The sequence below is a fragment of the Acinetobacter sp. YH12112 genome, from assembly GCF_013418945.1.
GTDB classification, from domain to species: Bacteria; Pseudomonadota; Gammaproteobacteria; order Pseudomonadales; family Moraxellaceae; genus Acinetobacter; species Acinetobacter indicus.
Map to the genome: position 1 here is coordinate 92124 of NZ_VPBA01000006.1, position 26284 is coordinate 118407.

At 43.3% G+C, this 26284-nt stretch carries 21 protein-coding genes and 2 pseudogenes; 15 read left to right on the forward strand and 8 right to left on the reverse strand.

Translation table 11 applies throughout. The features are described from left to right. Positions 1–30: 30 nt before the first annotated feature. From FTU50_RS03770 to FTU50_RS03795, 6 genes are all read right to left on the reverse strand, one after another. Positions 31–300: a YdcH family protein gene (locus FTU50_RS03770; RefSeq protein WP_034598128.1), complete on the reverse strand. Its 270-nt coding sequence runs from the start codon at positions 298–300 to the stop codon at positions 31–33. 76 nt (positions 301–376) lie between these two features. Further along, positions 377–715, reverse strand: coding sequence for a chaperone modulator CbpM (locus tag FTU50_RS03775; RefSeq protein ID WP_005181858.1), 339 nt, complete (start codon positions 713–715; stop codon positions 377–379). Between the two features lie 403 nt (positions 716–1118). Next, positions 1119–1580, reverse strand: coding sequence for a DUF2147 domain-containing protein (locus tag FTU50_RS03780; RefSeq protein WP_005181860.1), 462 nt, complete (start codon positions 1578–1580; stop codon positions 1119–1121). Positions 1581–1993: 413 nt separating this feature from the next. After that, positions 1994–2869, reverse strand: a complete 876-nt coding sequence (locus FTU50_RS03785; RefSeq protein ID WP_005181862.1) for an Hsp33 family molecular chaperone HslO — start codon at positions 2867–2869, stop codon at positions 1994–1996. Positions 2870–2919: 50 nt separating this feature from the next. Continuing rightward, positions 2920–4761, reverse strand: coding sequence for a monovalent cation:proton antiporter-2 (CPA2) family protein (locus tag FTU50_RS03790; RefSeq protein ID WP_016659637.1), 1842 nt, complete (start codon positions 4759–4761; stop codon positions 2920–2922). Positions 4762–4810: 49 nt separating this feature from the next. After that, the gene (locus FTU50_RS03795; protein ID WP_168408507.1) at positions 4811–7033 is read right to left on the reverse strand and encodes a primosomal protein N'; all 2223 of its coding nucleotides are present in this window, start codon (positions 7031–7033) and stop codon (positions 4811–4813) included. A 151-nt stretch (positions 7034–7184) separates the two neighbouring features. Here FTU50_RS03795 and gspF point away from each other — a divergent pair, with 151 nt between their 5' ends. From gspF to FTU50_RS03810, 3 genes are all read left to right on the forward strand, one after another. Next, positions 7185–8390 (forward strand): type II secretion system inner membrane protein GspF, encoded by a 1206-nt coding sequence (gene gspF / locus FTU50_RS03800; RefSeq protein ID WP_045795388.1) that lies wholly within the window; start codon positions 7185–7187, stop codon positions 8388–8390. A 51-nt stretch (positions 8391–8441) separates the two neighbouring features. After that, entirely contained in the window at positions 8442–8879 is a 438-nt protein-coding gene (gene gspG, locus FTU50_RS03805) for a type II secretion system major pseudopilin GspG (protein ID WP_005181871.1), read from the forward strand. 279 nt (positions 8880–9158) lie between these two features. Next, positions 9159–9494 carry a hypothetical protein gene (locus FTU50_RS03810; RefSeq protein ID WP_045795389.1) on the forward strand — a complete coding sequence of 112 codons (336 nt, stop codon included), beginning with the start codon at positions 9159–9161 and terminating at the stop codon, positions 9492–9494. 151 nt (positions 9495–9645) lie between these two features. Here the strand turns inward: FTU50_RS03810 and lnt are convergent, their stop codons facing one another. Both lnt and FTU50_RS03820 read right to left on the reverse strand, forming a co-directional pair. Further along, positions 9646–11205 (reverse strand): apolipoprotein N-acyltransferase, encoded by a 1560-nt coding sequence (lnt, locus tag FTU50_RS03815; protein ID WP_168391332.1) that lies wholly within the window; start codon positions 11203–11205, stop codon positions 9646–9648. Beyond that, positions 11202–12041: an HlyC/CorC family transporter gene (locus FTU50_RS03820; protein WP_005181878.1), complete on the reverse strand. Its 840-nt coding sequence runs from the start codon at positions 12039–12041 to the stop codon at positions 11202–11204. The genes lnt and FTU50_RS03820 overlap by 4 nt, the downstream gene beginning before the upstream one ends. A 198-nt stretch (positions 12042–12239) precedes the next feature. Here FTU50_RS03820 and tusA point away from each other — a divergent pair, with 198 nt between their 5' ends. The 12 genes and pseudogenes from tusA (at position 12240) to FTU50_RS03875 (ending at position 26137) form a co-directional block, all read left to right on the forward strand. Continuing rightward, a complete protein-coding gene (gene tusA, locus FTU50_RS03825) occupies positions 12240–12497 on the forward strand; it encodes a sulfurtransferase TusA (RefSeq protein WP_005181880.1) in 258 nt (85 codons plus the stop codon). Positions 12498–12648: 151 nt separating this feature from the next. Continuing rightward, positions 12649–15495, forward strand: coding sequence for a type VI secretion system Vgr family protein (locus FTU50_RS03830; protein ID WP_180069501.1), 2847 nt, complete (start codon positions 12649–12651; stop codon positions 15493–15495). Further along, positions 15495–17045 (forward strand): hypothetical protein, encoded by a 1551-nt coding sequence (locus FTU50_RS03835; protein WP_180055219.1) that lies wholly within the window; start codon positions 15495–15497, stop codon positions 17043–17045. Before FTU50_RS03830 ends, FTU50_RS03835 begins: the two co-directional genes overlap by 1 nt. 17 nt (positions 17046–17062) lie before the next feature. Further along, positions 17063–18010: a hypothetical protein gene (locus FTU50_RS03840; protein WP_180055217.1), complete on the forward strand. Its 948-nt coding sequence runs from the start codon at positions 17063–17065 to the stop codon at positions 18008–18010. A 2-nt stretch (positions 18011–18012) separates the two neighbouring features. Next, positions 18013–18957 carry a hypothetical protein gene (locus FTU50_RS03845; RefSeq protein WP_180055215.1) on the forward strand — a complete coding sequence of 315 codons (945 nt, stop codon included), beginning with the start codon at positions 18013–18015 and terminating at the stop codon, positions 18955–18957. After that, positions 18957–19880: a hypothetical protein gene (locus FTU50_RS03850; RefSeq protein WP_180055213.1), complete on the forward strand. Its 924-nt coding sequence runs from the start codon at positions 18957–18959 to the stop codon at positions 19878–19880. Before FTU50_RS03845 ends, FTU50_RS03850 begins: the two co-directional genes overlap by 1 nt. A gap of 122 nt (positions 19881–20002) precedes the next feature. Beyond that, positions 20003–21121: a hypothetical protein gene (locus FTU50_RS03855; protein WP_180069504.1), complete on the forward strand. Its 1119-nt coding sequence runs from the start codon at positions 20003–20005 to the stop codon at positions 21119–21121. 56 nt (positions 21122–21177) lie between these two features. Next, a pseudogene (locus FTU50_RS03860) lies at positions 21178–22349 on the forward strand (DUF2345 domain-containing protein); the annotation flags it as partial. Further along, positions 22346–23794 (forward strand): hypothetical protein, encoded by a 1449-nt coding sequence (locus tag FTU50_RS03865; protein ID WP_127801905.1) that lies wholly within the window; start codon positions 22346–22348, stop codon positions 23792–23794. The pseudogene FTU50_RS03860 and the gene FTU50_RS03865, both read left to right, overlap by 4 nt. Before the next feature lie 4 nt (positions 23795–23798). After that, positions 23799–24866: a PoNe immunity protein domain-containing protein gene (locus tag FTU50_RS03870; RefSeq protein WP_127800293.1), complete on the forward strand. Its 1068-nt coding sequence runs from the start codon at positions 23799–23801 to the stop codon at positions 24864–24866. Positions 24867–24924: 58 nt separating this feature from the next. Beyond that, positions 24925–25065 (forward strand): annotated as a pseudogene (locus tag FTU50_RS15700) (hypothetical protein); the annotation flags it as partial. A 4-nt stretch (positions 25066–25069) separates the two neighbouring features. After that, a complete protein-coding gene (locus tag FTU50_RS03875) occupies positions 25070–26137 on the forward strand; it encodes a PoNe immunity protein domain-containing protein (protein WP_180055209.1) in 1068 nt (355 codons plus the stop codon). Positions 26138–26284 lie beyond the last annotated feature (147 nt).

Sequence of the window (26284 nt, forward strand, 5' to 3'; positions counted from 1 at the left end):
CAGATTTCATCGCACTGCAATAAAAACCGGTTAAGGTGAAGATGAAGGATTTTGCTGGGCCTGCTGCAAAAGCTGATAAATCTGATCTTTCAGTTTTAATTTTTTGCGTTTCAGCGCCTCGATATCATCATTAATCTGATGAACCGGATCAAGCTCGAGCTGGCTGATTTTCCGGTCCAGATGTTCATGATCTTCAAACAGGCGCGCAAAATGTGGGTTGTCTTCGCGCAGTTGTTGCATTAATTCCCGAAACTCCGGGAACATGAGTTTGACCTTTTTGTTGCATTCTTTTGTTTTCATTGCGACCGTCTATTTTCCCAAAAATAAAGAGAGGGAAATACGCAGATTTCCCTGTAGAGAGTAAATGGCGTGGTGCCTAGCTTTGTCTTAAATGCAGATGTTTGACTTCTTTGCGCAAATTTTGCAGCTCATCAATCAGATCGAGCATCATGGCGACGGCAGAAAAGCTGGCATTAAAATCACGTTGCAGGCGATAGGCCTGGCGGGCACGAGAGACATCTTCCCCAAAAAACTGGTGAATCCGTTCTTCCGGACGTGAAGGGAGAATGTCATATTCTAAAAGCTGTAATACCCATTCCGGGCTTTGACCACAAGCTTCAGCAAAATGCTCTAAATCAAAAGATACGCGCTCATCTATAATTTCAGCTTGTGGGCGACCAGACTGGGAGTTTTCGCGATATTGGATCGTGGTCATGGCTTACTCCTTTTAGCTTGAACTTGTTAAAACAAGGAAGAGCAGATGCATGGGTTGTTCTAACGTAATTTCGGGTCTATGCGCTGCGCTCTTGTTGTTTTATCTGAAGGATTAATTTTATTTAAAACCATATTTCAGCATTTGGCTGTTTTGTTTGGTATTCCTTTGTGCTTGAAACGTAGCCTTGCTTGCTTTTTCGCCATTTTGCTGGCACCAAGGACGCTCAGCAGGCCTACTTTTGGCTAATCTCCAGTTTAAATAAACTGTTTAAATTTTATTCATTATTCAGGCTTTCGAGAGGGACGGACAGAGGGTAGAGCAACTATATTGTTTCAAATTATGTCCATATCATTAAGATAAAATGAAGGCTTCCGTAGAAGCCTCTTGTAAACTTGTTGAAGAATCAGTATTTAATCCAGGTCACGCTACGACCAATCACGGAAACACCGACATAGCCGCGTAAGGTCAGGCGTTTACCGTTGGCACTTAGGCGTGCCTTGCCTTTATAGACTTTGCCACCAATCGGGTCGAGTACACTGCCTTGCACAAACTGTAACGGGTTTTTTGGATCCTGCTTAAAGCCCCAGATAAATGGCAAGCCGATAAACGGTTTGTTTTTAAGCTGGCCCGGACATTGGTGGCAAATATTCATTTTTTCTGCACCCGGAATGTTGCGGGTTTCAACAATAATACCTTCATAGGTGCCATCTGGCTTTTTACGGATTTCGACATCGGCACGGGAATAACTGGTACGGTCATCAATTGTTTTCCATTTCCCCACCAATGGATCATTCTCTGCGAAAGATACGCCTGAAACTGTTGCCAAAAGCAATCCAGCAACAATCCCTGTAAATCCCTTTTTCATGATTATTATCCCACAACGCAATGCGCGTTATTAAAATTAGAGTAAAGTACCTAATTCTATAGAAGAAAATACTGTTAAATCAATGAGATAATAAGTGAAAACGATCACAATAAGATATGAAACTGCTAAGTAGTTTAAGCTATTGCGTGCGCTTGAATTCATCAGTCAGGTTATAAACAGAATATGTGCTTGCGGTAGATGAATAAAGCGGTATGGTTTGTCGTAATCCAGTCGCTTAAAAAAGATGAGTAACAGCTTGAGCGAGATTGATGCTGAGTTCAGTAAAAAGCGTGCGCTATTTGAACCTATATCTGCAGGGTCATAAAGATTGAATAAACGCATAAAACTGAACATAAAAAAGAGACCAAACCGTTCTCCAGTTTGATCTCTTGGTGGGCTTGAAAACTTGCCGCTTAGCTTAGGTGTTCACCAAACAGGCCGAGTGCTTCTTCTGCAGTAAACTGATAACGTGCATTACAGAACTGGCAATCCATCACAATCGGGTTTTGATGTTCCAAGGTTTCGCGTACTGCATTGGCCCCAATCTGGGTCAGTGCCGTAGCACAGCGTTCTTTGGAACAGGTACAGCCAAATTTAAGATGTTCAACTTCTGGCAGACGTACTTCTTCTTCGTTGTACAGACGGTACAATACTTCCTGAACTTCCAGATCGGTCAGTTCGCTGGTTTTCAGGGTTTCGGTCAGCATGGTCAGACGTGGCCATAAATCTTCATCTACACGTTGCTGTTCTTCTTCGCTATTTCGCGGTAACAGCTGAATCAGCAAACCGCCAGAACGCTGGTCGTTGCTGGCCAGTACAATACGGGTTGGAATTTGTGCAGATAAATCATAGTATTGCATCAGGCAGCCGGCCAGGTTTGGCTTGTCTAAAGGCACAATACCCTGATAACGCTCACCAAATTCCGGTTCAATATTAATAAACAGCACCGGATTGACCAGGGTTTTAAGTACCGTGCTGCTGTCTTCAGCCTGCTGGAAATGTGGATCTGGTTCATAATCTGCCAAAGCACGAATTTCACCCAGATGGTTACATTCGGCCATTGCCCATTTAAAGGTACCGCTGGCCTGAATTTGCAGGCTAATCCGACCTTTAATTTTTAAGGTACTGGCCAGCAAAGCGGTGGCACTGAGCATTTCTCCCAAAAGGACCTGAATGGCTGGCGCATAGTCACGTTGGGCCAAAATGGTTTGCAGGGCTTCTTCAAGATGAACAATCTCACCGCGGACAGGGCTATCTTCAATAAAAAAGCGTTGGCGTAAATCAGACATAAAATTCTCCATAACCCTGCATTAATGGTGATGATATTGTAAATCACAAGTCAGTTTGATTCATTACGTGTTACATCAATATGATGGTTTTGTAGTGAACGCTTTAAATCTACACCGGTCGGGCTTTCCCGGACCTGAGCATCATTCTCGAACAGGTGCTCCAGCTCGGCCAGTGCATTGCGATGAGTTTCATAGATTTTTTGCTCATCGGTATAAATGTTCTGCTGCTGGGCCAGTAATTTTTCATCATAACTGCGAAACAATTCGATACTCTTGTAAGCATCTTCTTCTGCAATACCCTGGTCGCGTAGCGCGCAATAGGCCATGCCTAAAGAAGATAAATAGGTTTCACGCCAGATGTGTTCAACGCCTAAATCCCGCAATAAATGCACATGATGGCGGTCACGGGCACGCACCAGCAGTTTGAGCTGCGGATAATTCAGGCGGATATGCCGGGCCACATTCATCGAGTCTTCAATATCATCAATGGCCAGAATAAAGGTCTTGGCATGTTCAATCCCCGCAGCACGTAAAATATCGGGCTGGGTGGCATCGCCATAATAGACTTTACCGCCATAATTGCGCACAAAATCAACTTTATCCAGGTTGCTGTCAATGGCGGTATAGGGTAGGTGCTGCAAATAGGCCACCCGTGCAATAATCTGCCCAACCCGGCCAAAACCGGCAATAATCAGCGCTGGATGCGCATCGGGAATCTGGTCATATTCCGGCGTCTTGTCCTGATTCAGACGCGGAATCACCTGGCTGGTCATGAACCAGTACAGCACCGGGGTTAGCACCATCGACAGGGTCACCATCAGGGTAATCGGCTCTAAAATGGCCTGTGCCACCACTTTTTCTGTTAAGGCAACCTGTAACACCACAAAGGCAAATTCACCGCCTTGCGCCAGACAGGTGGCCAGTAGCAAACTGTTTTGCCAGGAATATTTAAAATACCGGGCAATTGCGGTCAGGGAAATAAATTTCACCAACAGCAGTACTAAGGCGCCGCCGAGAATGAACAGTGGACTGTCGATCAGCAGGGACATCTGAGTGGTCATCCCCACGGTCATGAAAAACAGGCCGAGCAATAGTCCTTTAAACGGTGCAATACTGGCTTCCAGTTCATGCCGGAATTCGGAATCGGCCAGTAGCACCCCGGTCAGGAAGGCGCCAAGCGTGGTGCTAATCCCCAAGACATCCATCAGGCAGACCACGGCCAGCACAATAAACAGGCCGACCGCGGTAATCAGCTCATGCGCGCCGGTTTTGGCAACAAAACGGAAAAACGGGCGCATGAGATAACGGCTAAATAAAAACAGTCCGCTAAAGGTGGCCAGAATCGCGGCGAAATAGGCCAGCCCATGATGAGTCGATTCAGTACCGGCCAGCAAGGGAATAATTGCAATTAATGGAATGGCGGCGATATCCTGAAATAGCAGAATTGAAAAAGACTGCTGGCCATAACTGCTGTTCAGTTGCTGTTTTTCATTTAAAAGTTGCAGCACAAAGGCGGTTGAGGACAGGGCCAGGGCAAAACCAATAATCAGGCTGGCGGCAATCTGCTGCTGCAAACTGAAAAACACCAGAATCGCCAGTAACAGGCCAGTGACGGCCACCTGCGCGCTGCCCATGACAAAAATCGACTGACGCATTTGCCAGAGCCGCTGGGGTCTGAGTTCCAGACCAATAATGAACATCAGTAAAATGACGCCAAATTCAGCCAGTTCCTGAATGGCTTCCGGGTCGCTGGCGATATTGAACACACTCGGGCCCAATAAAATACCGGTAAACAGATAGCCGAGTACGGTGGCAATCCCAAAACGCTTGAGCAGCGGAACCAGTAATAAAGAGGCACCCAGAAACAGGGTGATTTGCAGCAGTAACGACATCGACAATCCTAGGAGTTATGGTGCCCTCAGGCTGCAGCTAAGTCAGTGGTTAACTGAATTCCTGAGGGTCTATATCTAAGCTAAGTTTCATATTTGATGGCTTGTGATGCAACATATTTTGCCACCATGCACGTAGATAAAAATGTAAACGGGCACGATCTTGCGACAACAATACTAAATGGGCCTGATAGCGGCCGGCCTTGCGTTCCATTGGTGCCGGAATCGGTCCCCAGATATCAATTAACTGTTCAGAATTTTCTCGCAGCCATTGAGCATGTTGCTGTAAAAACTGCTGATTCTGCTCCTGACTTTTAGATTCGCAGCGAATCAGGGCGGTATAGCGAAATGGGGGCAGCAGGGCGGCCTGACGTTCTTTTAAGGTTTGCCGGGCAAAGGCACGATAATCCTGCTCGACCAGGGTGCTCAGCAGCGGATGATCAGGACGCAGGGTCTGTAAATAGACATCGCCTTTATGTTCACCGCGGCCGGCACGACCGGCCACCTGCACAATCAGCTGCGCAGTCCGCTCTGGCGCCCGGATATCAACACTTAACAGGCCGGCATCAATATCCAAAATCGCCACTAGAGTCACATAAGGAAAATGGTGGCCTTTGGCCAGCATTTGGGTGCCGAGCAGAATCAGCGGCTGGCTGGTTTGAATGCGGTCATAAATTTTTTGCCAGCTGCCGACGCGGCTGGTGGAATCGCGGTCCACCCGCACCACATCGTAATCCGGGAACAGCTGTTGCAGGTTTTCTTCAACCTTGGCTGTGCCCATGCCCAGGGTTTTCAGTTCGCTATGCTGGCACTGCGGACATTGCTCCGGCTTGCGGTGAATGGTGCCACAATGATGGCAATGCAGATGGGTATATGGACTATGATGCAGGGTAAAATTGGCATCACAGTGTGGGCATTGTGCCTGCCAGCCACAGCTGTCACAGACCAGCACTGGCGCATAACCGCGGCGGTTTAAGAAAATCAGCACCTGTTCTTTTTTCTGCAGGCGTTTTTTGATTTCCTGAATCAGCAGCAGGCTTAGACCTTGCTGCTTTTGCGCAACTTTTAAATCAATGATGTGAATTTTCGGCATCAGTGCCGGGCCGGCACGCTGGTTCAGTTCCAGACGGATCATTTTACCCTGTTCCGTTAAGGCATAGCTGTCAATGCTGGGCGTGGCCGAACCGAGAATCACCGGGCAGTGTTCTAAATGAGCACGGTATAAGGCCACATCGCGGGCATGGTAACGAAAGCCTTCCTGCTGTTTAAATGACAGGTCGTGTTCTTCATCCAGAATAATCAGCCCCAGATTGGGCAGCGGGGTATAAATTGCCGAGCGTGTACCAAGAATAATCGAAGCCTTGCCAGTCTGGGCGGCCTGCCAGGCCTGCAGACGTTTGCTGTCATTTAAACCGGAATGCAGCAGCGCAATATGACAGTGAAAACGAGACTGGAAGCGGCTAATGGTTTGAGGGGTCAGGCCAATTTCCGGCACCAGCACCAATACCTGTTTTCCCTGTTTTAGCACTTCCTGCATGATCTGCAGATAGACTTCGGTTTTACCACTGCCGGTCAGACCATCGAGTAAAAAGGCCTGATAACGATGCTGTGCTTTCAGTACGGTTTCAATGGCCCGTTTCTGGTCGCTGTTCGGGGTTAACGGCATTTGCGCCAGCGTCATTGGCACCGGGCTAAAATCCTGCTGCTCCAGATCGCAATAGCAAATCTGCTTTTTTTCCAGCGCTTTTAAGGTTGCAGTTTCAATACCGGCCAGATTCAGGATATTTTCTGAAGTCCCGCTCGGATGCAGCTTCAGGACTTTATAAGCCTCCTGCTGCTTCTCGGAGCGCTTCAGTTTGGCTTCGGCCTGATCATCCAGTAGTTTCCACATTCGTGCCAGTAAATTATACGGGCGTCCCTGACGTAACAGGCTGGGCAGGGCGCTATGCATCACTTCGCCAATCGGAAACTGATAATACTGCGCCGACCATGTCAACAAAGTTAAAACTTTCTGATCTAGAATCGGCTGCTGGTCGAGCAGCTCGCTAATGGCTTTCAGTTTAATCTTGGGGTCAAGCGGATGATCGGGCGGGAGTTTTTCAATAATGATGCCCACCAGATTCTGCCGGCCAAAGGACACCAGCACCCGCGCGCCGACGGCAGCCTGCTGATATTCAGCCGCACTGAGCATATAGTCAAACCCGTCATACAGATAGACCGGAACAGCTACACGAACACGGTAGATGGGGGCGGGATGGACGGGCGAATTTGGCATAACAGCGGGTCTGCTTCCTGATGAAAATGTCGTCGTGCTCGATCTGGAGTTATGATAGAGTGAGCAAATAATTTATATCTCAGAATATGAATGATTTTGGTGGTGAGACGCAACTGCGTTGAATAATTTTTTGGAAAATTAGAGCATTACAATGCCTGCATATCAGTTTACAGCCCTTGATGCATCAGGAAAGCAGCAAAAAGGGGTTTTAGAAGGGGATTCTGCACGGCAGATTCGTCAGCAATTGCGTGACAAGGCCCTTATCCCGATTAGTGTTGATCCGGTAGAACAAAAACAGAAGCATCAGGCCCAGCGCTGGTTCCAGAAAAAAATGACCGCTTATGATCTGGCCTTAATGACCCGGCAGCTGTCGGTACTGGTAGCCGCAGCCATCCCGCTGGAAGAAGCCTTGCGCGCCGTGGCCAAGCAAAGTGAAAAAGCCCATGTGCAGAATTTATTGCTGTCAGTACGCTCCAAGGTTTTAGAAGGATATTCACTGGCCAATGCCTTGCAGCAGTCGGGGCATTTTCCGGATTTATATATTGCCACCATTGCCGCCGGGGAACGTTCTGGACATCTGGATTTAATTCTGGACCAGCTGTCGGACTACACTGAAAACCGCTTTGCCATGCAGAAAAAAGTGCAGGGCGCGATGATTTATCCGATTATTTTAATGCTGATGTCCTTTGCCATTGTGATGGGGCTGATGACCTATGTGGTGCCGGATATTGTCAAAACCTTTGATCAGGACAAAGGCGCCTTGCCGTGGATTACCGTGGCGTTAATGCAAGCCAGTGATTTTATCCGTCTGGCCTGGCCCTTTTTGCTGGTCGGGACGATTCTGGGCATCTTCCTGTTGGTCCGCTTTTTAAAAACCTCGGCCGGCCATTATGCATTTGATCGTTTAACCCTCAAACTGCCACTATTTGGTAAACTGTCACGTGGTATAAACGCAGCACGTTTTGCCAGCACCCTGTCGATTCTGACCCAGTCCGGTGTACCATTGGTTGATGCCTTAAAAATTGGCGCTGCGGTCAGCAGTAACTGGGTGATCCGCGATTCGGTTAATCTGGCGGCCGAGAAAGTCACCGAAGGGGGGAACTTGGGCACCCAGCTGGAGCGCAGTGGTTATTTCCCGCCGATGATGGTACAAATGATTAAAAGTGGTGAAGCATCGGGTGAGCTCGACCGGATGCTGGAGCGCGCATCGACCATGCAGGATCGGGAGGTGACCACGCTCATCTCGACCTTACTGGCGCTGCTGGAGCCCTTAATGCTGGTGCTGATGGCCAGTATTGTGCTGGTGATTGTGATTGCGGTGATGCTGCCTATTGTCAATATGAATAATATGATTTAAATCGAGACCCATTGAAGATAACAAATGATGAAAGATTCAAGAGAGAACCTGATGCAACGGAAATCCTATTCGAATAAACAGGCCGGTTTTACCCTCATTGAAGTAATGGTGGTGATTGTCATTTTAGGCGTGCTGGCGGCGCTAATTGTCCCGAACGTGATGGGCCGTGGTGAAAAAGCCAAAGTCGATACCACCGCAATTACCTTAAAAGGTGTGGCCGGCGCGCTGGATCAATACAAGCTGGACAATGGCCGTTATCCGTCCATGCAGGATGGTGGTTTAGATGCGCTGGTCAATCAGCCCGCGTCAGCTAAAAACTGGTTGCCGGGTGGTTATGTCAAAGGCGGTTATCCAAAAGACAGCTGGGACAATGACATTCAATATGTGATTCCAGGCTCTGAAGGTCGCGCTTTTGACCTGTATTCTTTTGGTGCAGATGGTCAGCAGGGCGGTGAAGGCACCGATGCCGATATTTATTATCAGCCTTAAGCCGGCTTGATTATAAATGCCGTGATGGAATATATCACTTCACCTGATTGGACTATTCAATTAAAGGTGAAGTGATAATAGCTCTTAATTATAAAAAATATTCTAATATTCTGATAAATATGAATTTAAGATAATCTTCCAGATTTGAGATTCATAATAAGAATTATTTCCAACAGTACTGATTACAATAATCCTGGGAATGTGGAGCAATATCATCTATTTATTTCATTAAAACCGTTCATAATAAGTCAAAAGGCACATATTTGTCTGGAGGATGGTATGAAAGCATTAATCTTGTCGGATGAAATTAACCAGTTTCACTGGACGATGCTGAAGTCTGTTCTGCTGATTTTAAGCCTGCTTCCCTTGAGTCAGGGGTTTTTGCATCTCTGGCAAAGCACCGAAGGCAGCAGCCAGATTATGGTCGGTTTCTTCGCCCTGAGCCTGATGAGCTCGTGCTTGCTCTTAAGTTTCTGGTCGGCGCTACAAGCCACTGTTTTAAAACTAGAACCAGAACAGGCTTCTTGCTTTGAGCAGGCAGTGGTAAAAGTTTATCGCTATCTGCCGATGCTCTCTCTGGCGGCGATGCTGTCCTATCTGGTGACCCAGCTTTAAATGTAGACAATAAAAAACCGAGGCATGAACCTCGGTTTTTTTTATTACTCCTCCCTTTTACAAAGGGTGAGAAGCACTGCTTCGCAAGGGAGGGATTTATAAAATTAATCCCCTTAACCCCCCTTTGATAAAGGGGGACTTCATAGGCGAATTATCTTCTCGACTTAAAGCTGACATCTACTTTACGTGGACGATAGATCCAGCCCAAAACCAGCAACAGGAAGGAGAAGATCAGCACCGGCCAATCACTAAGGCGAGTGTACAAGGTCTGGCCCTGCATTGCCGGTAATTCACCGCGTAGCACTGCTTCCTGATCAATCGGGGCCTGCTGCACAATATGGCCTTGATGGTCAATAAAAGCGGTCACGCCGGTATTGGTGGCCCGAATAAACCAGCGGCCATTTTCTTTGGCACGCATCTGCACCATCTGTAAATGCTGCCACGGGCCGGCTGTACCGGTAAACCAGGCATCATTGGACACAGTCACCAGAAAATCACTCTGGCTGGCATTACGACGGGTCAGATTCGGATAGGCCACTTCATAACAGATGGCTGCACCCAACGGTGAGTTATGAATCATCAGCGGCTTTTGTTCTTTGGCACCGCGCGAAAAACCACTCATGGATGGATCATTCTGCAAGGCCGGCAAGACCCAGCTTAACAGGCCGGATAAAGGAATATATTCACCAAATGGCACCAGGCGCTGTTTCTTGTATAAGCCTTCTGAATCTGTACCGGTGGCCATAATACTGTTGTAGTACATCGGCTGGCCATTTTGCTGAGATTCAGGCAGGTCCCAATACGGAATACCGGTGACCCAGGCACTTCCCGATTTTTCCGCCTCGGTTTTCATGGCCGCTAAAAACGGTTCGATATCGGTCTGGAACATTGGAATGGAAGATTCCGGCCAGACAATCAGGTCGCGGCCCCATTCGGTGCGGGTCAGTTCACTGTAGATCAGCAGGGTTTTCAGTTGATATTCGGTCAGCCATTTCAGGTCTTGTGGAATATTGCCCTGAATCAAGGACACGGACAGCGGCGGTTCATCTTTCTCGCTGACAAAACTGAGCTGGGAAGCACCCCAAGCACCGGCCAGGAGCAGCAATGACGGCACCAGCCAGAAGATGCGTTTATTCAGAATTTCCACCAGCGCACAGGCCAGAATAAGGGCCACAAACGACACTCCGAACACCCCGAATAAGGGCGCATAGCTGTCCAGAAAACGCTCAGTAAAGGCATAGCCGACAAATAGCCACGGGAAACCGGTAAATACCCAGGTTTTGGCCCATTCAAAGAACACCCATAGCGGAGCGAAAGTTAGTGGCGTTTCCGGGAAGAAGCGGCGATACAGCCAGGTTTGAATGGCGGTAAACAGCCCCATGGCCAAGGCCATAATCGCAATCATCAGCACGCTTAAAATGGCCGGGGTATCTCCATAGACATGAATGGAGGTATATAGCCAGAAGGCACCGACAAACCACAGGCCAATACCGTAGGCCCAGCCAATAAAAAAGGCCTGTTTGGCAGAGCGCTGACGTAAAACTGCATAAAGCAAGGCCGGAGACAGCAGGGCAATCCACCAGTAATAATACGGTGCCAGGGCAAAACTGAAAATGGCACCTGCGATTAAGGCAATCAGCAGGGGATAAACTAGCGGGAGCTGTTTGTGTTGTTGGGATGAATCTAACAGCTTGGTGAAATAAGTCCTCATTGACGTACAGCTCGAATCAGATGAATAGTGCGTGCATCTGCTTCAAGAATCTTAAACTGCCAATCCCCAATTTCAATAATTTGACCTTGCAGATCACTCACCAATCCAATTTCCTGAAGCAGTAAACCGCCGACAGTTTCTACTTCATCGTCAGAAAAATCAGCATCTAAAACATTGTTAAAGTGTTCAATTGGTGTAAGTGCCTGTACCAGCCAGGTGTTGGCGGTCTGCGGATCATGATCGGGCACAATATATTGTGCTTCGGCATCGGCCTGATCATGCTCATCTTCAATTTCACCAACAATTTCTTCCAGAATATCTTCTAGGGTTACCAGTCCTGAAGTGCTGCCATATTCATCAATTACAATGGCAATATGGGTCTGGGTATTTTTCAGCATACGCAGGACCTGATCGGAACGCGCACTTTCTGGCACAAATAGTGGCTGACGCATCAGTGCCCGGATATCGACCTTCGGCGTTGGTTCGGTCAGAAAGGGTAACAAGTCTTTGGCCAGCAGAATCCCCACTACATTGTCAGGCTGGTCTGAAGAGAAGACCGGAAAGCGTGAATGGGCCGACTCGACCAGTACATGCAGAATATCCAGCAGCTCATCATCTTCCTGCAAGCTGATCATGGAGGTGCGCGGGGTCATAACCTCACGGATTTTGGTGGCCGGCAAATCCAGCACACCTTCCAGCATTGCCACAGTATCGGGTTCTAAAAAACGACGTGAATCTTGTACTAATTTTAGCAATTCATCGCGGGTTTCCGGTGCAGTACCTAACCATTTACGTAAGCCACGCATACCCCACGATGGGCCTGATTCCTCGTGCATGATCCTTCCTAAAGACTCGTTGTATCTAAAAAACTTGATTTAATCATACCGCAGAAAATACAGTTGTCTATTGTTTATCGACTTTCGCCGAAACAATGAATTTGATGATTTATCAGGCGGATAAAGCCAGCTTGCAGCATCAGTGGTTTTGCTGGCTTTGTGTTAGAATAGAAAAATTGTATCTCGCCGAGTTTTATTATGTCTGATTCATCCATTACCCCTGCCATTCAGCTAAATACGCGCGGTCTGCGTTGCCCTGAACCAGTGATGATGTTGCATCAAGCCATTCGTAAATCTAAATCGGGCGATGTGGTGGAGATTTTTGCCACCGACAATTCTACTTCGTGGGATATTCCAAAATTCTGTATGCATTTGGGTCATGAGCTGCTGTTACAGGAAGAAGTGCTGGATGCTGCTGGCAATAAAGAATTTCATTATCTGGTCAAAAAAGGCTAGGTCATCCTCCGACAATGCCGCGGTTTTAAAGGCCATGCTTTTTATCGGATAGTTACATATTGATAAACAAGCGGCCGGGTTGAAGCGATGTTTTATGTGGTTATTTTGTATAAAATAGCCACACTTTTTTTTAGCTATTTATTACAGAACAATGATGCCAAGCAATATATTTGCAGCACTAGAAAAATTAGGCCTCAGCCCACAAAAACGTGCCCTCCATATTCAATTTTCTCAGCCTGCCTTAAATACCGATGTTTTTTTACAGCGCATCGATGGTGAACACCAGCTCAATCAGGGCTTATGTGCCGAACTGATCTGTCTTTCGACCAATGCCCAGATTCCGTTAAAACAGTTTATTGGCGCGCAGGTTGCCGTCGATCAGGTCACTGACCAGGGCCAGCTGTTTCGCAGCAGCGGTATTATCACCGCAGCCGCGCAAGGCCAGAGTGATGGCTCACTCACCCTCTATAAACTCACGCTAGAAGATCCGACTGCACTCTGGCATAAACGCCGTAACAGCCGTGTGTTTATGAATAAAAGCGTGCGTGAGGTCAGTGAAATTTTATTTAAAGAATGGCAAAACAAAAGCCCGCTCTTTGCCGCCAGCCTGACCCTGGACTTAACCGGACTGACCCAGGAACTGGATGTGCGTCCCTTTATCATGCAGTCCAATGAAACCGACTATGACTTTTTGACCCGGCTCTGGCGCAGTGAAGGCATTAACTGGCTGATTGATGAAGCCCAGTTACAGGTCGTACATTCCAGCAGCCCGATACAGGCCCAGAAATTACGCCTGATTGATGACAACAGCCAGTACAGCGCCTTAAACCGCCGCAGTATCCGCTTTCATCGCTCCAGTGCCACCGAACAACTGGACAGCATCACCCAGTTGATTGCCCAGCGCAGCCTGCAACCGACTGCCGTACATCTGCAACGCTGGCAGTCAGATAGCCTGAGCCAGGAAGAAGGCGCCGGTTCAGTGCAAAGCAAACACCAGCACAGCCATAATCAGGACAATGCCAGCTTGAGCTTGGAACAAGCCTGGCAGATCAGCCCGGCCTGGATGCAGGATTTAAATGGCGAAGACCAGGCCACAGCCTCTTCCAACAACCAGCTGGATAAACTGAACCAGAACCTCAGCCACTACAACGACCTGCAATCCAAATACTTTAGTGCCCATTCCACCGTCCGTGATGCCCAGGTCGGCTACTGGTTTGAACTGAATGAACACCCGGAAATTGACCAGCACAGCGCAGCCGACAAAGAATTTCTAATTACCGGCAAACAGTTCTATAACCAGAACAACTTACCCAAAGACCTCAATCAGCAGATTAACCAGTTACTCAGTCAAAGCCACTGGCATAGCCATTTTAGCTTTCAACACGAACAACACCCGGATGAACGTCAAGGCAATACCTTAGCCCTGCAACGCCGCAATATCCGCACCGTCCCGGAATACCATCCACTACAGCACCGACCGGCGGCTCATCCACAGCGCGCCCGGGTAGTCGGTCCTGCTGGCGAAAGCATCCATGTCGATGAATGGGGACGGATTAAAGTCCGTTTCCTGTTTACCCGCAGTGATGACCATCAGCATGATGGCGGGGCCGGCAGTAATGACAATGACACCGATTCCGCCTGGGTCGATGTACTGACGCCTTGGGCCGGAGAAGGCTACGGGGCACGTTTCCTGCCACGGATTAATGAAATTGTGGTGATCGACTTCTTTGACGGTAACATCGACCGGCCTTTCGTGGTTGGTCGTTTACATGAAGCAGAACGCTCGCCAACCCAATTCGACCAACAAGGCCAACTACCCGACACCAAAAAACTCAGCGGGATCCGCTCACAGGAAATTGAGGGCAGTGGCTTTAACCAGCTGCGCTTTGATGATACTCCGAAGCAGATCTCTGCCCAGCTGCAAAGCAGCCATGGCGTGACCCAACTGAACCTGGGGAACTTAAGTCATCCCAAAGCCAGTGCCGAAAGTGACGGTCGTGGTGAAGGTTTTGAACTGAGAACCGATCAGTGGGGCGCAGTTCGTGCTGGAGAAGGGCTACTAATTTCCACCCATCCACAGGCACAGGCCGAAGGCAACCATCTCGATGCCAGTGAAGCCAAGAGTCAGCTAGAAAGCAGCCTGAACAATGCTCAAGCCTTAAGTGAAGTGGCCAAAAACCAGCAGACTGATCCTTTAGAAGTTCTCGATAACTTAAAGAACTTCCTGGAACAGATCGAACAGCAGGATGAAAGCAAAGCCGCTGCTTTTAAACAGGCCTTAATGATTCTTAGCGCACCAAACTCTATTGCCTTAAGTAGCCAGCAAGATGTACATCTCTCTGCGGATGGTCAGATCAGCCACAGTGCCGGAGAGAGTATTAACCTCAGCACACAGCAATCTTTGATTGCGCATGCCAGCCAGAAACTAAGTTTATTTGCAGCACAAGAGGGTGCACGTCTGTATGCTGGTAAAGGCAAGGTTGAGATTCAGGCCCAAGGTGATGGTGCAGATCTTATTGCCAGAAAGGGGGTGCAGATTATTTCGACTGAGGCAAATGTCGACATCACCAGTGCGAAAGAAATCGTACTGACCGCAGGCGGTTCGCAACTAAGAATAAATGCTTCAGGGATATTTCCTACGACTGCAAGTAAATTTGAGGTGAAAGCGGGGCAGCATTTGTTTGTGGGGGGGGCACAAGTAAATGCACAATTGCTAGCTCTACCTGAATTTGATAATAAAAACTGGATTGCTTTAGAACATCTAGATGTAGATCGTCAACCATTTTCAAATTTGGGCTATAAAATCTTTTTTCAAAATAATCAGGTTATTGAAGGAAAGTTAGATGAGCATGGTAAAGCTCATCATGAAAACGTTCCAGAGAAAGCGATTAGAGTTGAGTATGAGCAGCCTGAAATGGAAGAAGACAAGCCTTGGGATCAGTTTGATACCGTCATGGCAGAGTTGAATAAGATTGATAAGAATAAGGGGCAATTTTAATGCCGGATTTTTTACCATCTAAAAAAGAGTTAACCAATGCCTTAGCATGGTTCACAGCTCCAGTAAATGATGCAATCAAGAAAGGAAAAGAAACTGCGGCGGATATCGCAGAATGGCTTTGGGTTGTATTACAAGGAGATTTTGCTGAAGATCAAACGACTGCACAAATTGTCACGGGTACAGTGATTTCGATGATTCCTTTTGTAGATCAGATTTGTGATGTTCGGGATATTTGTGCGAATGCAACAAAGATTAAAGAAGACAGTAATAATCCGTGGGCATGGGTTGGGCTGATTCTGACATTGATTGGTTTATTTCCTGTATTGGGTTCACTATTTAAAGGGGTTTTCAAAGTTATTTTGGCTCCTATTAGACGCTTTATGCTTAAGCCTGCAACCAAAGGTTTAAAGTTTACAGGTGGAAATATTTATAAGTTTGCTGAACCTGCGATTGAAAGTGGAATTACAGAGTTAAATAAATTTCTTGCACGCCCAGCGGTAAAAAAAGCCATTAAAAACGCAAAGATTACCAATATTTATAAAGCAACAGCGAGCAAAATTCGAGAAGTTAAAGGCATGTTGACCAAGCAGGCTTTGTTGGGTGTGTTTGATAAACTTGTAGGGTATTTAAGAGATACGGTTAAATTTATTGATAAATATGCAAGTAAGGCAATTGGTGCAAAAGCACGACAAATGTTGCAAACCGTAATTGATGTCCGTAACTTGGCGAATCAAAAACTTGGTGAATTTTTAAAACCTGTGCAAGACTTTTTGGAAAGATTGGCGGTTAGAATCGAGAAAGAGGGTGATCAGGCTTTTAAAGCGACGACTAATGTTAGAAATGTGACCCAATTTAGAAGATTGGGTGATGGCGAAGAACTTAAAGCATTTCGTAAGCAAAAGCCAAATTGGGTTCATCTAACTCCAGAAAATGGGCGATTACCTTTTCCTAAAGCTAGAAAAGACCCCAAAACAGCAACTACACCATTCCATCCTAGTTTAGGAAATGTGCAACCTGCATTGAAAAATCCTAAACTAACACACCCTTTAAAAGGAAAATTTGATACTTTTGCTCAAGGTCCAAAGGGAGAGAAATTAATTAAAGCACAAATATTTAATGAAGGTGATATTTTAGTGCGTGTATTAGCGCCAGGTAGTTTTGACAATAGTATTTGTTGGATGCGTAAGTCCGAGTTTGAAAAGCTAAAAAGCCGTGAAGAGTGGCGTGATAAATTTGCAGTTTGGGCGAGCTGGAATGCTAATGGTGAATATCTTGAATATACAGTCCCTAAAGGTAAAAAGTTATATGCTTGGGAAGGTCCTGCTGCCTCACAAGAGCTTGGTGAGTTTTATTTAAAAGGTGGAGGTATTCAGATCGTACTAGATCCCAATGACTTGGTTACTTCCGGACTAAGCAAGCGAAAATTGACAGGTTGGGGTTATGGTACGGACACAGAAATTGGTGATTTTTCAATGGTTGGAGTTCCAACTTTGCAAACTAAAATGGGCGATTATAGTTTAGCTGCCAAACTAGAATATAAACCGAGATAAACAAGATAGAGAAGATCATGAATTACGAAGTAAATCCTAAAGCTGCATATTTATTAGAACAATTTAGCTCGTTAGAATTTTTTGAGACTATGCGAAATAACTACCATCTTTTTTTAGATAGTTTAGAAGAGCTATTTGAAATCTATATGCATAATTTACCCTATAATTTAAGAAGTTTACCCTATCCAGAACAAGCAGATATTCAATGGGGGGGGACTGTTTTGCCTAATTTAAGAAATACGATGGATCGTATAGAGTCTGCGTACGCAAAAATAAAAACAGGTGATTTTACTTATTTACGTTGTACTGGAGAAATACGCTCTAATGATAAAGGTTTGAGTGAGTTTTCTCCACATTGGATGGATGATTTACCTACAGATAAAGTAAAACAATGTTGGGATTATTATTCAATTGCCAAAAGTTATGCTTCAATTATTTCAAATACTTATCCAACCTATTGGAATATTGATGAGCTTGTTATTGATTATCCTGAAGCTGATATATTTCATGAAATCAATCTAGTTTTACCTGACTCTTATCCAATTTATAGGATAAATCCAGAAATAATAGTTAAATCTAATGAGAACGTTGGGAAAACAGGTATCTATATTTGTGAAGAAGATAGAAACAGAATTGAGTTTATGGCAGCAAGTGAGGAGGAAGGTAGAGGAGTAGGAAGTGTTATAGCTACTGGAATGGATCCTGAAACATTTGAGACTTTTTATGGCGATTGTACTTGGGTACTAGTTGAACGCATTGCAGATGAAGGTGGTTCATCTGAGACAATTCAAGTTGAAAACTTAAAAGGTTTTGCTGGTCAGACTTGTCAACGGACAGGTAATTGGTGGAGTCCTGCAAATCAATTGCAATCCCGTTATTTTGAACAGGGAGAAGTATTTCCTGAGATTGAGAATAATAGTTGGGGTGAAACGATTTGGTATTTAGAAGTGACGAATAAGAAGTAAATATGTGTTATAGCGTAAATCCTAAAGCTGCATATTTATTAGAACAATTTAGCTCGCTAGCATTTTTTGAAACTATGCGAGATAACTACCGTCTTTTTTTAGATAGTTTAGAAGAACTATTTGAAATCTATATGCATAATTTACCATATAGTTTACGAAGTTTACCTCATCCTGAGCAAGCAGATATTCAATGGGGAGAAACTGTTTTACCTAATTTAAGAAATACAATGGACTATATGGACGAGTGTTATGTAAAAATAAAATCAGGAGATTTTACATATTTGGATTGTGTGGGTGATGTTCGTTCCAATGATAAAGGCTTAAGTGAATTTTCTCCACATTGGATGGATGATTTACCTAAAGATAGAGTAGAAAAATGTTGGAATTACTATTCAATTGCCAAAAGTTATGCTTCGATTATTGGGAATACTTATCCCACATATTGGGAAAAAGGATTTTTGGAAGAAAATTTTCCAAGTTTAAGCAGATTTAATAATATAGATGTAATGTTACCAGTTTCTTATCCTATTTATAGGATAAATCCAGAAGTGAAAGTGGATTCTAGAGAAAAGATAATTAAAACAGGTATTTATGTTTGTGGTGGATTTGACAATAATTTAAAATTTTTAGCAGCTAGTCCAGAAGATGATAATGGTTTTGCTCCACGATATGCGATTCAAGATCAAGAAACTGGAAGAAACATATATTATGAGACCACATGGACTTTAGTAGAGCGCATTGCAGATGAAGGTGGGTCATCTGAGACAATTCAAATAGAAAACTTAAAAGGTTTAGCTGGTCAGGCTTGCCAACGAACAGGCAATTGGTGGAGTCCTGCAAATCAATTACAATCCCGTTATTTTGAACAGGGAGAGGTATTTCCTGAGATTGAAAATAATAGTTGGGGGGAAACAATTTGGTATTTGGAAGTGACGAATAAGAAATAATGTCTAAGTTTAAGATTCATCCTCAAGAAATTTATTTATTAGAACGCTATAGTTCGGCTGAATACTTTAGCGAACTAGTCGATACTTTTAAGAATATGCTGGATGCAGCAGGGGATGCGCTCGAGCTATTTATGCAAGATTTACCTTATGATTATCGGAACCGTCATATTTCACAACAGCCCGATGTGGTTTGGGGTGAGCATGTTTTGCCTAATTTTCGATCAACTCTAGAGGCATTAAATTATGGATATAAACGTTTATTAGAGGGTGATTTATCTGCTTTACAATATGCAGGGAATGTGGTGACTGACTTTAGAAATCAAAGAATAGACTATTTCCCTGATTGGATGGATGAGGGTAATTTAGCCTTATTTGATCAATGGCAAAGTAAAGCTAGTAAGTTATCATCTAATATTAAAGCTACAGTTTTTGGTAGCTGGCCTATGACTTTTTTAAAAGAAGACTATGATTCAGATTATTTAGGAGAGTTAAACTTACCATCATCTTTACCAATATATAAGTTAAACCAAAATGTTACGGTCAAAACAGGCGAAACTGTGCCACAGGATGGTATTTACATTCCTGAAATACAGGAAGCAAGTGCACAGCTGCTGCTTAAAGGGCATGATGCGATAGAAGCATTAGTGGGACTTGATCCAGATTGCCCACAATATGATCATGAGGAAGATACGGAATGGGTATTGGTTGAACGAATTGCAGACGAGGGTGGGTCATCTGAGACTATTCAAGCTGAAAATTTAAAAGGTTTTGCTGGGCAGACTTGTCAACAGACAGGTAATTGGTGGAGTCCTGCAAATCAATTGCAATCCCGTTATTTTGAACAGGGAGAAGTATTTCCTGAGTTTGAGAATAATAGTTGGGGTGAAACGATTTGGTATTTAGAAGTTACTAATAAGAAATAATTTATGTATACAAGATTAGATTGTCAAAATAATGATAAAGTTTTGATGATGGTAAAATTCTACCTGAGATCAAATCTGATTGGGATGAGGAGTTTTGGTAGTTTGATAGTGATGACTAACTTATGCTTAGAAGCTGTTCTAAATTGACTCGTTTTCAAAAACAATCAGTTGCCCTAATCTATTATGTTACTTCACGATCTTATTTGGAAATGTTACTGACCAAACTGGATGATTTGATTCAATATACTGGTGGAGTAATTGATTTGGCTGATCAGCAGTATCGTGACCGTGTTTTATTGCAAGAAGGTTGGGGAATGGGGGATACTTCAGCTAATTGGAGTACCTATGCTTACCCATCTTTACTCGATTTCAGATTAGGTCTAATCAGAATTATTGAAGAAACGAAACAGGAAAAATATGGCTGGACACCTGCATATAATACAGCACGTATGTTAGGCGAGTTTCGACCGAACTGGATGTCAGAAGAAGAAGAAGCTGATTTTAAATTGCGTTTTGATGAATTATATAGATTATGTAGTTATTACGACTCTTGCGTAAAGCCTCCAAGATCATGGAGTTTATATGGTTTATTTGAAGTGATTAAAGAACTGGGAATTTTTGAATATAAAGTACCTAAATTTAAGCTTCGTACAGACATACGTGTAAATAGTGGGGAAATTATTCCAAAAACAGGGGTATATATTCCTGTGGGTGATCGATATGGCGTACCACAATTTGCTTGGACTTATCGTGATGAAAATAGTTTTACACGTGGGCAATTAGAAGAGTGTGAAACATTAAATGCTTTAGGAAAGGACTTATTTTCTAAGTTTAATGAATATACAGCATGGACTCCTTCTGAAGAGTTAAGGGCGTTCGCAATTGAAAATATTAAAAATAAGCGAATAGAAGATGATTGGGATTATTTAAAATCAGATCGAGAAGTACAATTGGAACTAACCCCATCATTAATCTCAAGAAATGCATTTACTAGCTTTGATTCTAGCTGGTATTTCGTTGAGTTAATAGAAGGTGAGTTTGAAGATATTGGGGGTGAGGATGTAGATACTTTTGCTACACCTGATTTAAAAGTTATAGGGGGAGAATTATGCCCAAGAACAGGTTATTGGATTTTATCTAATGATAAAGGAAAACGACTGTATTTCACCAAAGGAACCGTAATGAATAAATCTAGCAAAGACTGGGGCGAAGAATATTGGGTATATGACAGTGAAGAATAGAAAGTCATTCTAGGCTTTTATTTAATTGAACGCTTTGTAATGCTACCCCTTATGATGAAATCTTTGAACTCAGAACAGATCAAAGGGGGCAGTGCGTGCAGGAGAAGGTATACTCATCTCTACCTACAAACAGGAACAAGCGAAAGACCTCAGTGAAGTGGCCAAAAACCAACAAACTGATCCACTGAGCTTACTCGAAAACCTACAGGGCTACCTCAAGAACTTAGAGAGTGAAGACCAAAGCAAAGCCGCGGCTTTCAAACAAGCGATCATGCTCTTGGCTTCACCAAGTTCAATTGCCTTAGAAAGTAACGAAGACATCCACCTCAGTGCAGATGGACAGATCAACCAGATTGCACAAGGAAGCATTAACACCAGCACGCAAGACAGCATCATCGGACATGCCAGCAAAAAGATCAGTTTATTTGCAGCGCAAGAAGGGGCACGACTCTATGCAGGCAAAGGCAAGATCGAGATTCAAGCTCAAGGGGATGGTGCTGATCTGATTGCTAGAAAGGGTGTGCAGATTATTTCGACGGAGGCAAATGTCGACATCACCAGTGCGAAAGAAATCGTACTGACCGCAGGCGGTTCGCAACTAAAAATAAATGCTTCGGGGATTTTTCCTACGACTGGCGGTAAGTTTGAGGTTAAAGCAGGGCAGCATCAGTTTGTGAATGGAAAGAATGTATCAGCAAAATTTCCAGCTTTACCTACCTTTAAATTATTACCTAATAAAGTGGAATTAAAATACATTTATGATGACTTAAAACCTGTTGCACAAGCTCCATTTAAATTGATTTTTGCTGATGGTTCTTCTCAAGAAGGAGTACTAGATGCCGAAGGTTATGCCAAAGTCACTATTCCTAGTGATAAAACTCAACCTAAAGTCTACTATGGCTTTAGTAGTGTTGAGGCGAAACCAGATAGAGAAAAAGTTGATAATCCTTTCAAAGATCAAAAAGTGATGAGTGTTACTGAAGCAGAGCAGTTAATTGAAAAATATAATCAACAGGAACTTGATGCATTATTAGATGAATATTTCCCTGATGAAATTGAAGAGATGCTCACGTCAAATAATATCGAATACGACGATCATGTAAGCGATTATGAAGAACAATTAATACCACAACAAAATGATGTAGACGATGCAATAGCAGATGATTTAGAAGAAATTTTACTTACAGATGATTCTACTTCTAGATTAGACCTAGGAGATAAACAATGAATACTGCCGTAGCCAAGGGTTCAACGCAAGCTGTGAGAATAACAGCTAAAGGGGAAGAATCGGCGGCTCAATGGATTAAAGGTGTACTTGATGGTAGTGGCTCCAGTCCTGCTCAAATTATTGTTGCAGTTGTGATAGGTTGTATACCCTTTGTTGGTCAAGGCGTTGATGTCGGGAATGTGATTGTCTCAGTCGTTAAAATATCAGAAAAGCCAGATAATAAAGAGAATTGGTTTGATTTGGTATTTAATCTTGTTGCATTTGTTCCAATTGCTGGTGATGGATTAAAAATTGTTTTTAAACAATTGCGTTCAGGTAAAGCTATGGGAGCTATTTTGGATGCAATACCAAGCAAAACATTACGTGGTGATGTAGATAAATGGTTTAGAACCTTAAATTGGAATACATACACAAGAGAGCTGCAAACAACTAGTAATAAAATTATTGATGGTTTAATTGGCGTTTTTGATAGTTGGATGACACGAGCTGTTCTCGGCAATGCTAAGTTAAAAACATTAGTAACTCAGCTTCAGCAAATGAAGAAAGTTGCCAATCAAAAAATTGATATGGTTATGAAAGAAATGCAAGCAGCCCATAAAAAGGCACTAGCAACTCCTTATCCTAACACTACAGCTAGAGCTCCAATTACGACTCGAACACCGACAACAACCAGTAGACCAAATCAAAATCCAGCCCCACGAACTCAGCAAAATGGCAATGTATCAAGAAATACTGGAGGAAATAATGTAAGCCCAGGTCGTCAAAATACTTCAACACGACGTCAACAATTACAGCGAAAAAGAAGATCGAATCAAGAACTTGGTTCAGGTGGTGAGCACATTACGGATTATTACTATGTAAAACGCATGAAAAGTCGCTCTAAAATTAATAATAATGGTGTGCTGTACGAATATCACGATACGGGTCATAACGGACTTGATCATGTTTGGCATAGTGCTCGACTAGCACATAAGTATCGTATTACAGACAGTAAAGCGACCAATGCATTGAGCCATCGAACACTCATGACGCCTAAAGCAGCCATGATGGCATTGAAAATGGGTCTCGATGTTTATATGGCATCAGATGAAGATGACAAAGTCAAGCGGTCAGTGGGAACAACAGTGAGTGATGGCGTACAAATGTCACACTTGTGGATTTCTCGGAAAATTTCTTCCGCTAAGATAGTTAAAGAACATGATAAATTATTGGATGCTATTGAAGAGTGGGAGAAAGTTAAATTTAAAGCTACTTCAACAAGAAAACTAGGTAAAGCTATTGTTATCAAATGTCCTTATGATCGTAGTTTAGTCACCATTACGGGGGATAAATTTGATCATCATGAAAAATGTAAAGGTTTAAATAAACCCAAATGCACACGGACAGTCACGGCACACGGGATTAAATTAGAATTTGTTTTACCCAATGAGATGTTGGAGAGATAAAAGAATGTCGATACAAGTAAATGATCAAGAAATCGATTGGCAAAGATGGTTGAGTCTTGAAATAAAAGATGCAAGTTTATTTAGAGACAATTTACTAGAACAAGAAATGTACCATAGAAGATTTGATACATTTGTCAATGGATTATATACGGTTGTAGATGGATTTAGTCATTATAAAAATGATTCTAAATTTGGCGGATATATTGCTTCTGGAAGAAGACGGATTATTGATACTTTAGATTTGATGTCACTCCAATATTCTGCTGGTGGAGATTTAAATTTTATAAAGGAACTTTTCCCGTATCTTCTTCATTGGACAGAAGAGTATGCAGAAACCAGTCACCTTTATAATTTAAGCCCAGATGCAGGTGGACGTTATGTCTGGCATATTTCTTTAGGCACTGAAGATTATTGGTATATTGCTTTGCGTTTAATTTGCTTTGGATTATTGACAGGCTATGCAGATCAAATAAAGCGAATTATGCCAATTATCGATTATGTGGAAGCAACTCCTGAAGGGCAGGAAAAAGATGGCTTAATCGAGCGATTGGTTGCTTCATTTGTAACAGATCGAGGCATACCACCGAATGATGCACGTCGTCATTTGCCTTATCGTAAGCTCATTAAAGTTTTTGAGGCGGATGCAGAAAAGCGTCCAGCAATGATGTTGCAATACTTAGAAGATTGGTATGAAGCCAGTCGTCGTGAACCATACTTTGAACAGCATCCAGAAACCGACTTAAGATCTGGTAGAAGTTATTATGGTTATTGGTCATGGGAAGCAGCAGCTGTTACATGGTTGTTAGATATTGATGATACAACTTATCGAGATCACCAATTTTATCCAAAAGATTTAGTTGATTTTGCTAAAGCACAATCAGAAAAAGTACAAGCACAAGATTCGGTAGAAAAAATTAAAATCAAAGGTGGGGATAAATGTCCAAAAACAGGTTATTGGACGACGCCAGCCCAACCAAATGAACGTCAATATTTTGATAGAGGTGACATTTTACCAATGCTTTCAGAACAAGACTGGGGTGAAGTATATTGGTATTTTGATGGTGAAAAATAAACTTAGAATATCGCAAGATTTAGCCATCCTTATAGGGTGGCTTATTTTTTTATGATAAAGCCTAGTCATAATTACAGGCGAAAAATTTGATCATCATGAAAAATGTAAAGGTTTAAATAAACCCAAATGCACACGGACAGTCACGGCACACGGGATTAAATTAGAATTTGTTTTACTCAATGAGATGTTGGAGAGATAAAAGAATGTCGATACAAGTAAGTGATAAAGATATAGATTGGCACAGTTGGTTAAATTTAGAAGTAAAAGATTCAAAAAAATATAGAGATAACTTTCTTGAATCAAAAATGTATCATAAACGATTTGACATTTTAGTGAATGGTATATATTCCGTTACAGACGGTTTCAATAAGTATAAAAATGATTCTAAATTTGGCGGATATATCGCAGCTGGTCATCAACGCTTACAAGATGCTTTAAACTTAATATCTTTACAATATTCCGCGGGTGGAGATTTAAATTTTTTAACGGAACTTTACCCATATATTCTTCATTGGACAGAAGAGTATGCTGAAACGAGTCATCTTTATAATTTAAGCCCAGATGCAGGTGGACGTTATGTCTGGCATATTTCTTTAGGAACTGAAGATTATTGGTATATTGCATTACGATTGATATGCTTTGGTTTACTGACAGGGTATGCAGATCAAATGAGTCGAATTATGACGATTATCGACTATGTGGAAGCAACGCCTGAAGGGCAGGAAAAAGATGGTTTAATCGAGCGATTGATTGCTCCATTTGTAACAGATCGAGGCATACCACCGAACGATGCACGTCGTCATTTGCCTTATCGTAAGCTCATTAAAGTTTTTGATGCTGATGCAGAAAAGCGTCCAGCAATGATGTTGCAATACTTAGAAGATTGGTATGAAGCCAGTCGTCGTGAACCTTATCATGATCAACATCCACAACCTGATATTAGATCAGGCATCAGTTATTTTGGTTATTGGTCATGGGAAGCAGCAGCTGTGACATGGCTATTAGATATTGACGATTCAACTTATCGAGAGCATCAATTTTATCCGAAAGATTTAGTCGATTTTGCTAGATCGCAAGCTGAATCGGTTTCAGCAGAAACCACTATAGAAAAAATTAAAATCAAAGGTGGAGAGCAATCCACGAAAACAGGTTTTTGGACGACTCCTGCCCAGCCAAATCAGCGTCAGCACTTTAGTAAAGGTGAGATTTTACCAACGCTTTCTGAACAAGATTGGGGTGAAGTATATTGGTATTATGATGGTGAAGAATAGAATTAAAAATGCCCTTCGGGGCACTGCTGTCCCATAGTTTGCTTTAAATAAAAAAACCTGAGTCCTAACAGTTAAAATATGAGTGCAAACAAACACTTTAACGACCAGGATTCAGGTTTTGTCACATCAGAATACCGTATTTCATGA

Coding starts and splice junctions, on each gene's coding strand:
- FTU50_RS03830 (WP_180069501.1), top strand. CDS start 12,649: ATGATGCCAAGCAATATATTTGCAGCACTAGAAAAATTAGGCCTCAGC.
- FTU50_RS03820 (WP_005181878.1), bottom strand. CDS start 12,041: ATGCACGAGGAATCAGGCCCATCGTGGGGTATGCGTGGCTTACGTAAA.
- FTU50_RS03785 (WP_005181862.1), bottom strand. CDS start 2,869: ATGTCTGATTTACGCCAACGCTTTTTTATTGAAGATAGCCCTGTCCGC.
- lnt (WP_168391332.1), bottom strand. CDS start 11,205: ATGAGGACTTATTTCACCAAGCTGTTAGATTCATCCCAACAACACAAA.
- FTU50_RS03875 (WP_180055209.1), top strand. CDS start 25,070: ATGTCGATACAAGTAAGTGATAAAGATATAGATTGGCACAGTTGGTTA.
- FTU50_RS03780 (WP_005181860.1), bottom strand. CDS start 1,580: ATGAAAAAGGGATTTACAGGGATTGTTGCTGGATTGCTTTTGGCAACA.
- FTU50_RS03795 (WP_168408507.1), bottom strand. CDS start 7,033: ATGCCAAATTCGCCCGTCCATCCCGCCCCCATCTACCGTGTTCGTGTA.
- FTU50_RS03845 (WP_180055215.1), top strand. CDS start 18,013: ATGTGTTATAGCGTAAATCCTAAAGCTGCATATTTATTAGAACAATTT.
- FTU50_RS03810 (WP_045795389.1), top strand. CDS start 9,159: ATGAAAGCATTAATCTTGTCGGATGAAATTAACCAGTTTCACTGGACG.
- FTU50_RS03850 (WP_180055213.1), top strand. CDS start 18,957: ATGTCTAAGTTTAAGATTCATCCTCAAGAAATTTATTTATTAGAACGC.
- FTU50_RS03865 (WP_127801905.1), top strand. CDS start 22,346: ATGAATACTGCCGTAGCCAAGGGTTCAACGCAAGCTGTGAGAATAACA.
- gspF (WP_045795388.1), top strand. CDS start 7,185: ATGCCTGCATATCAGTTTACAGCCCTTGATGCATCAGGAAAGCAGCAA.
- FTU50_RS03775 (WP_005181858.1), bottom strand. CDS start 715: ATGACCACGATCCAATATCGCGAAAACTCCCAGTCTGGTCGCCCACAA.
- FTU50_RS03855 (WP_180069504.1), top strand. CDS start 20,003: ATGCTTAGAAGCTGTTCTAAATTGACTCGTTTTCAAAAACAATCAGTT.
- gspG (WP_005181871.1), top strand. CDS start 8,442: ATGCAACGGAAATCCTATTCGAATAAACAGGCCGGTTTTACCCTCATT.
- FTU50_RS03790 (WP_016659637.1), bottom strand. CDS start 4,761: ATGTCGTTACTGCTGCAAATCACCCTGTTTCTGGGTGCCTCTTTATTA.
- FTU50_RS03835 (WP_180055219.1), top strand. CDS start 15,495: ATGCCGGATTTTTTACCATCTAAAAAAGAGTTAACCAATGCCTTAGCA.
- FTU50_RS03840 (WP_180055217.1), top strand. CDS start 17,063: ATGAATTACGAAGTAAATCCTAAAGCTGCATATTTATTAGAACAATTT.
- tusA (WP_005181880.1), top strand. CDS start 12,240: ATGTCTGATTCATCCATTACCCCTGCCATTCAGCTAAATACGCGCGGT.
- FTU50_RS03770 (WP_034598128.1), bottom strand. CDS start 300: ATGAAAACAAAAGAATGCAACAAAAAGGTCAAACTCATGTTCCCGGAG.
- FTU50_RS03870 (WP_127800293.1), top strand. CDS start 23,799: ATGTCGATACAAGTAAATGATCAAGAAATCGATTGGCAAAGATGGTTG.